Below are 7692 nucleotides of genomic sequence, written 5' to 3'. Positions count from 1 at the left end.
ATTTATATAAGAATTTATATAAGAATTTATAGAATATTTCGAAAAAAACGTATATATTGTATACCTTTTTACTCTTAAATAATTCACTTATATAAAAAAAGGTTGTAAGACTCCTTAAATATAGTCTTACAACCTTATTAATTTTTATTTTATGCATCCTATTATTTCATTTATATCTTTAATACCTTGTTCTATACAAAATCCTTCTATTTCTGAAATTATATCTTTTCCTGCTAATGGATTTATAAAATTAATAGTTCCTATTTGTATTGCAGTTGCTCCTGCCATAATAAACTCAATTGCATCTAAACCATTTGATATCCCGCCCATTCCTATAACAGGAATATCTACTGCCTTAGAAACTTCATGAACCATTCTTAATGCAATTGGCTTTATTGCTGGTCCTGAAAGTCCTGCATAACCATTATTAAATATAGCTTTTCTCTTATATGGATCTATTGCAAATCCTTTTAATGTATTTATCAAGGATATTGAATCAGCTCCTGCTTCTTCACAGCTAACTGCCATTTTAACAATATCTTCTGCATTAGGAGAAAGTTTAACCATTAGAGGCTTATCAGAAATTCTCTTTATCTTTGATACTACATCATATGCCACATTTGATTTTATTCCAAAGGCCATTCCTCCTGATTTAACATTAGGACAAGATATATTAAGCTCAATCATATCTATATCTGTACCTATTAACCTTTCAATAGCTTCTTCATAGTCTTCCATACATCCACCGCCAACATTTGCAATTATGTTTGTTCCTAGTTTCTTCATCATTGGCAATTCTTCAGATATAAATCTATCTATTCCTGGATTTTGAAGTCCAACTGAATTCATCATTCCTGATGGAGTTTCATATACTCTAATGCCTTCATTACCTTCTCTAGGATTTAATGTTAATCCTTTTGAAGATATTCCTCCTAAGATACCTACATCATAAAAGTTATTATACTCTGCTCCAAATCCAAAGGTTCCTGAAGCTGCTATTATTGGATTTTTAAATTCCACTCCATTTATATTTACCTTTAACATTAAAACTTCCTCCTTTGATTTTAAAGCTCTACATAATAGCCATCAAAAACTGGGCCATCTTTGCAGGTTCTTTTATTTCCCTCTTTTGTTTTACAAGTGCATACTAAACATGCTCCTACTCCACAAGCCATATGTTTTTCCATAGATACATATATTTTCACATTCTTATCCTTACACATATCTACTACTTTTTTCATCATTATTTCTGGCCCACAACAAAGTACTGTATCATAATTTTCTACTTTTAGAATATCCGTTATAAATCCTTTATGACCATACTTACCACTATTAGTGCTTATGTAGGTATTGTCAGTATATTTATTAATATCCTCTACTAAATAAATATCATCTCTAAATCCTGCATATAAATCTAATTCTGAAGCATTATTATATTCTCTTAATTTTTTTGCTACTTCTAGCATTGGTGCAGTACCAATTCCCCCTGAAACTAAAGCTACTCTTCCTAAATTATCATTTACATTAAATCCATTTCCTAAGGGTCCAATAAGATTTATATAATCTCCCTCTTTTAATTTTGTATATTCTTTAGTTCCTTTACCTACTACAGCATATAAGAATATTATAGTATCTTCATTTTTTTCACAAATACTTACAGGCCTTGGTAATAAAGTTTCCCCTTCTAGTTTTAACATATAAAACTGTCCTGGCCTTACAGAATTATAATCTTCTACTACCATTTTATATATTCCAGGAACTATTTCCTCATTTAATATAATTTTTGATTTAGTATAACCCATCTTTTTAGTTTCCTCCTATAGTCTTTCTACTGCACTTCTAATATCATCTCGCATTTTAATAACTTCTTCTCTTGCACATAATGCAAACTCTTTTTCTCTTCCTTCTTGCTTTTTATATGCTAAAAGTATTGCTCTTGAAGAGTTTACAACTCCTCCATTACCATTATTTAAATACAAGGCCACATCCTCTGCCTTTCCTCCTTGAGCACCATATCCAGGTATTAAGAAAAACATATTTTTATATCTATTTCTTATTTCAATAGCCTCTTCAATATGTGTACATCCTATTACTCCACCTATATTTGAATAACCACATTCACCTATAATTTGATTTCCTATTTCAGATAGTTTATCACCAACAACTTTATAAACAGCTCTTCCATCTTTAGTATCAATCATTTCTATATCTTCTGCACCAGGATTAGATGTTCTAACTAGTGAAAAAATCCCCTTATTTCCTTTTTCTATATATGTCATATATGGTTCTATACTATCCATTCCCATATATGGACTTAAGGTTATAAAATCCGCTTCAAAATCTCCTTCAAAGTGAGCTTTTGCATATTGCTTTGCTGTTGCAGCAATATCCCCTCTTTTTATATCAGCTATTACTATAGCATCATTTTTTCTTAAATAATCTAAAGTTTCTTTATATGCTATTAAACCTTTTATACCTAAAGCTTCATAATAAGCTATTTGAACTTTAAAGCAAGCTACTACATCTTTAGTAGCATTTATTATTTGTTTATTAAATTCAACTAATGCTTCTGTTTCGTTTCTTCCTTCAAAAAGATGATTAGGAATATATTCTAATGCAGTATCTAATCCTAAGCATACTACTCCTCTATCTTTTACTCTATTAAATAACTTATCTATTATAAAACTTCTCATATTATCCCCCTATCTTTTATAAAGAACTTTTCCTGATTTTATAGTAATTTCAACTTGTCCATAAAATTCCATACCTTCAAAAGGCGTATTTTGTGCTTTTGAATAAAATTCCTTTGAATTCACTATTATCTTCTTATTTATATCTAGAAGTACTAAATCTCCATCTCTTCCAGGACTAATTATACCTTTATTCATCCCTAAAATATTAGCGCCATTCTTAGACATTATTTCACTTAATTTATTTAAAGTTATTTCACCAGACCTTACTAATTTTGTATAGCATATTGGAAAAGCAGTTTCTAAACCAACCATTCCTGGTGAACCCTTTTCTTTATCTTCTTTTGTATGAGGTGCATGATCTGTACCTATACAATCTACTACCCCCTTTTTAATAGCTTCAATTATAGAGTTTACATCTTCTTTTTCTCTTATAGGAGGATTTACTCTATAATTATTTATATCCTTTGTTAACGCTATATGATGTGGTGTAACCTCACAAGTAATATTTTTAAAGTTTTTCTTTGCCTCTTCAATATATCCAATAGCCTCTTTAGTACTAACATGACACATATGAAGTCTAGCTCCTGTTTCTTTAGCTAGATATATATCTCTTAATGTCATTATATTTTCTGCCATTCTCATGTCTATATCTGAAAAACCTCTATCTTCAGCATGAGACATTATAATCCAATTGTTTTCCTTTGTTTTTTTCATAGCTTGAAACATCACTTCAGAACTCATAACACCAACACCATCATCTGAAATTGCTTTAAGCTTTTCATCCCCTATAAACTCATTTAAGTGAGTTAAGTCTTTTCCATTAAATCCATTGGTAACTGATACACACTGATGTAAGTCAATTAATCTTAACTCTTTTTCTCTATTTCTTACCTTCTCTAAAACTTCTTTGTTAGAACATATAGGTTGAGTGTTTGCCATTAAACAAACTCCTGTATAGCCTCCTCTTAATGCAGCTCTTGCCCCTGTTTCTATATCTTCCTTATAGGTTAGTCCAGGCTCTCTAAAATGAGCATGTGTATCTATAAATGAAGGCATTACTACAAGTCCATTTGCATCAATAGTTTCTACATTATCTATTTTAATATTTAATCCTATTTCTTTAATTAATCCTATTTCTTTAATTAATCCTTTTTCTATATAAATATCCCCAATAAAATCTTGAGAACAATCAACAATCCTAGCATTTTTAATCAATAAATCCATAATTTCACCTCTTCTATTATAAATCAGATAGTTTTATTATATTATCGCAATAATCACACTTATAAGTTCCTTTGGTTTCATTAATTATTGTAAATGTATTAGGAAGATAATTTTCTACAGTAGTTATACATCTTGGATTATTACACTTTATTATATTTACTACCTCTTTAGGTAACTTAGGCTTTATTTTTTTACATATCTCTCCATCCATTATTTCATTAATAGTTAAGTGAGGAGATAATAAAGTAATAACTGTATAATCAATTTCTGAAGAATTTTCAATTTTTATTATATCCTTCTTACCCATCTTTTCACTTTTAACATTCATTATTAAAGCTACTTGGCTATTTACCTTATCTAAATTTAAATAATTAAATATTTTAATTCCAACACCTGCTTTTATATGATCAATTACTAAACCATCCTTTATAGTAGTTATTTCTAGCATCTATACCACCCCCAAAAGCTTTGCAATTAATGCCATTCTTACATACATTCCAAATTCTGCTTGCTTAAAATAGCAAGCTCTAATATCCTTATCTACTTCTATGTCTATTTCATTTACCCTTGGTAATGGATGAAGAATTATCATATCATCCTTTGCAAGTTTCATCTTTTCTGTATTTAATATATAGCTATCTTTAAGCCTTAAGTATTCTTCTTCATTAAAGAATCTTTCTTTTTGGATTCTAGTCATATAAAGAATGTCTAATTCACTAATTACATCCTCTAATTTTTCAACTTCTTTAAAATTAATATTATTTTTTAATAGTATTTCCTCTCTTATATAGGCTGGTAAAGATAATTCCTTAGGTGAAATCAATATAAATCTAGTTCCACTATATCTAGACATTGCTTTTATTAATGAATGTACAGTTCTCCCATTTTTAAGATCACCGCATATTCCTATAGTGTGATTTTCTAGACCATTCTTTAGGGTTTGAATAGTTAAAAGATCTGTTAAGGTTTGAGTTGGATGTTGATGACCTCCGTCACCAGCATTAATTATTGGAACTTTTGAATACATGCTAGCAAGTTTTGCTGATCCTTCCATAGGATGCCTCATTGCTATTATATCTGAATAGATAGATACCATAGTAATAGTATCTGCTAAAGTTTCTCCCTTTGCTGTTGATGTTGAATTGGGCTCAGAAAAACCTAATATTTTCCCACCAAGCTTCATCATAGCTGCTTCAAAACTAAATCTGGTTCTAGTACTTGGTTCATAAAATAGTGTAGCTAATATCTTCCCATGACAAATATGAGAATATTCTTTAGGATTTGATATAATTTGATGTGCTAAATTAAAGATTTCATATAATTCCTTTTTAGAGAAATCCATTGAATCAATTAAATGTTTATTTTTCATACTATCACTCCTTGTTAACATCTCTGTGTTAAATTTAAAGGTATTTCTATTTTTTCCCATAAAAAAAACTTCCTTATAATAAAGGAAGACATAGTAAACATACGTATTTAAAATACTGTTCATCTCCCTTTTTAATCTCTCTGGATCAACTTAAAGGTTATCTTTTCCAATAGAATAACACTTATACTACTCCTTGTCAAGAAAGTAGTTATATGTAAGAATAGAGCTAAATTCTCAGCTCTATTCCATATTTACTATTATATTATTCTTAATACTTCTCCTGGATATATTAAATTGGGATTACTTATATTATTTAAATTAGCTATAGACTGATAGCTTACTCCATGAGCTGTAGCTATACTAGAAAGGGTATCTCCTGGTCTTACAGTATAATAAATCTTAGATTTATTATCTCCACTTATTAATAAAACTTGTCCTGGATATATTAAATTGGGATTACTTATTCCATTAATACTTGCTAACGTTTGATAACTGACTCCATATTTTGCTGCTATTGAAGAAAGATTATCTCCATCTTTTACAGTATAATAAATAGCTTCGCCATTTGAAGCATCTTTTTTTGCTGCTTCTATCTTTAATACTTGTCCTGGATATATTAAATTAGGATTATTTATTCCATTTAATTTTGCTATAGATTCATAGGTTGTTCCATATTTAACAGCTATTGAAGATAGGGTATCCCCTTCTTTTACTACATAATTAACTTTAGTAACATCTCCTGTAGTATCTTTTGGATTTTCCTTAGGAACACTCGGAGCACTATCACTGCCCTTATCATCTCCGTTGTTAGGGCTGCCATATCCATTCATACCCTTTTTAATTATTATGGAAGGATAATCTACTATCATATAGTTTTGGTCACAAACTACGCCAGCAACTCTATTAGTTCTAATTAAATTTGTTTCTCCACCAAATTGCCACATTCCATAAGGTCCCTTATAGGTACATTCAGTAGCCCATTGTGCAACCCATATAGAATAATCTGTTCTTATATCCTCGTTTAGATAGCTTTCAAGAAATGACTTACTTGAATAAACCCCTACAAAGTATCCTCTGCCCTCAAGATAATCTAGCCAAGCCTTTGTTAAATTTGAAACTTGATTTTTACTAAGATTTTTTTGAACACTATCTTCTACATCAAAATAAATAGGGAGTTCAAATTTTTTATTCTTTAATACATTTTCTTCTAAAAACTTTGCTTCTGCTATAGCTTCTTCTACTGTAGTAGCCATACTATATTGATACACACCTATTTTAAAACCAACTGCTCTAGCATTTCTATAATATTCTTCAAATCTATTGTCTTTCATTCTATTGTAAGCACCTCTAATTATAGCAAATTTAACACCTTCATCAGTAGCTTGCTTAAAATTAAAGTTTCCTTGCCAAGTACTTACATCTATCCCAAATGTTTTACTCACTTTATATCTCACCTCTATTAAATATCTTTATCTTTTGCTATATTTCCTCTTACTACTTATTATATTAATATTTAAACATTATGTTATTAAATTATTTAGTTTATTTAAATACAAAAAGAGTATCAACAACGTTGATACTCTGCATAATTCACTTACTATTTATTTTTTTAATGCCAATTATTCATTACTTCATCCCACATCATTTTACCACATTTGGCAAGTGTAACTGTTCCATATACACTATTAGGTATTCCCATTGATAAAACTGTAAAAGAGAAACTTCCTTTTGGTAATCTTATTAACTCGGTATCATTTTCTACTCCAGTTTTATCTCCAGTTTTACTTGAAATTTCATATTTTAAATCATCTGGAATATATAAAGCTAATTTATTTTTAATTTGTTGTCTAGTTAATATATCAATTAGCATTTGACTATCTTCTTTAGTTAAAAATGTTCCGTTATATAAATGTTTCCAAATTTGAGCTAAATCATAAGCAGAAGTCATATTCTCAACTTCATCCTTTGAATTTCTCTCATCAGTAGTCTTTCTATTTAAAACAGTGTTTTTTAATCCCATACTTTTTATATCATTATTAATGTTTTCCATTCCAAGTATATCTATTATTTTATTAGCTGCAGTATTATCACTTTGAATTAGCATTGCAACTAATAATTCAAAAACAGTATATTCTCTCTCATTAAACTCATGAATTATTCCTGTTCCATATACTTTATCTTTACTATCAATTTTAATTTTATCTAAGAAATCTAGTTTCTTATCTTCTTCTGCTTTTATTAAAGATACTGCTATAGGCAACTTCATACAACCTGCTGCCGTCATCTGAACGTTTTCATTGTAACCATAAATATAACCACTCTTCAAATCTTCGAAAAAAAATCCATATGTTCCAATTCTTGATTCTAAATATTTCTTTATCTCTTTCATAATACCCTCCAGCTTCT

8 protein-coding genes are annotated in these 7692 nt (G+C 29.2%); all 8 read right to left on the bottom strand.

Annotation, left to right across the window (positions count from 1 at the left end; translation table 11 throughout):
• Positions 1–144: 144 nt before the first annotated feature.
• The gene (locus HUJ77_RS11615) at positions 145–1044 is read right to left on the bottom strand and encodes a dihydroorotate dehydrogenase (protein WP_291708806.1); all 900 of its coding nucleotides are present in this window, start codon (positions 1042–1044) and stop codon (positions 145–147) included.
• 20 nt (positions 1045–1064) lie between these two features.
• A complete protein-coding gene (locus HUJ77_RS11610) occupies positions 1065–1802 on the bottom strand; it encodes a dihydroorotate dehydrogenase electron transfer subunit (protein ID WP_291708804.1) in 738 nt (245 codons plus the stop codon).
• 15 nt (positions 1803–1817) lie between these two features.
• Positions 1818–2693: an orotidine-5'-phosphate decarboxylase gene (gene pyrF / locus HUJ77_RS11605; RefSeq protein ID WP_291708801.1), complete on the bottom strand. Its 876-nt coding sequence runs from the start codon at positions 2691–2693 to the stop codon at positions 1818–1820.
• A 9-nt stretch (positions 2694–2702) separates the two neighbouring features.
• Positions 2703–3917: a dihydroorotase gene (locus tag HUJ77_RS11600; protein WP_291708799.1), complete on the bottom strand. Its 1215-nt coding sequence runs from the start codon at positions 3915–3917 to the stop codon at positions 2703–2705.
• Between the two features lie 16 nt (positions 3918–3933).
• Positions 3934–4365 carry an aspartate carbamoyltransferase regulatory subunit gene (locus HUJ77_RS11595; RefSeq protein WP_291708797.1) on the bottom strand — a complete coding sequence of 144 codons (432 nt, stop codon included), beginning with the start codon at positions 4363–4365 and terminating at the stop codon, positions 3934–3936.
• Entirely contained in the window at positions 4366–5286 is a 921-nt protein-coding gene (gene pyrB, locus HUJ77_RS11590) for an aspartate carbamoyltransferase (RefSeq protein WP_291708795.1), read from the bottom strand.
• 257 nt (positions 5287–5543) lie between these two features.
• Positions 5544–6728 carry a LysM peptidoglycan-binding domain-containing protein gene (locus HUJ77_RS11585; RefSeq protein ID WP_291708793.1) on the bottom strand — a complete coding sequence of 395 codons (1185 nt, stop codon included), beginning with the start codon at positions 6726–6728 and terminating at the stop codon, positions 5544–5546.
• A gap of 167 nt (positions 6729–6895) precedes the next feature.
• Entirely contained in the window at positions 6896–7675 is a 780-nt protein-coding gene (locus HUJ77_RS11580; RefSeq protein ID WP_291708791.1) for a serine hydrolase, read from the bottom strand.
• Positions 7676–7692: the final 17 nt, after the last annotated feature.

The sequence above is a fragment of the Clostridium sp. genome (assembly GCF_021443865.1).
Taxonomy (GTDB): domain Bacteria; phylum Bacillota; class Clostridia; order Clostridiales; family Clostridiaceae; genus Clostridium.
This window is presented reverse-complemented; position numbering and strand designations above follow the sequence as displayed.

Bases quoted from the DNA above. Each gene is read 5' to 3' on its own strand.
- HUJ77_RS11615 (WP_291708806.1), bottom strand. From the start codon at position 1,044: ATGTTAAAGGTAAATATAAATGGAGTGGAATTTAAAAATCCAATAATA.
- HUJ77_RS11610 (WP_291708804.1), bottom strand. From the start codon at position 1,802: ATGGGTTATACTAAATCAAAAATTATATTAAATGAGGAAATAGTTCCT.
- pyrF (WP_291708801.1), bottom strand. From the start codon at position 2,693: ATGAGAAGTTTTATAATAGATAAGTTATTTAATAGAGTAAAAGATAGA.
- HUJ77_RS11600 (WP_291708799.1), bottom strand. From the start codon at position 3,917: ATGGATTTATTGATTAAAAATGCTAGGATTGTTGATTGTTCTCAAGAT.
- HUJ77_RS11595 (WP_291708797.1), bottom strand. From the start codon at position 4,365: ATGCTAGAAATAACTACTATAAAGGATGGTTTAGTAATTGATCATATA.
- pyrB (WP_291708795.1), bottom strand. From the start codon at position 5,286: ATGAAAAATAAACATTTAATTGATTCAATGGATTTCTCTAAAAAGGAA.
- HUJ77_RS11580 (WP_291708791.1), bottom strand. From the start codon at position 7,675: ATGAAAGAGATAAAGAAATATTTAGAATCAAGAATTGGAACATATGGA.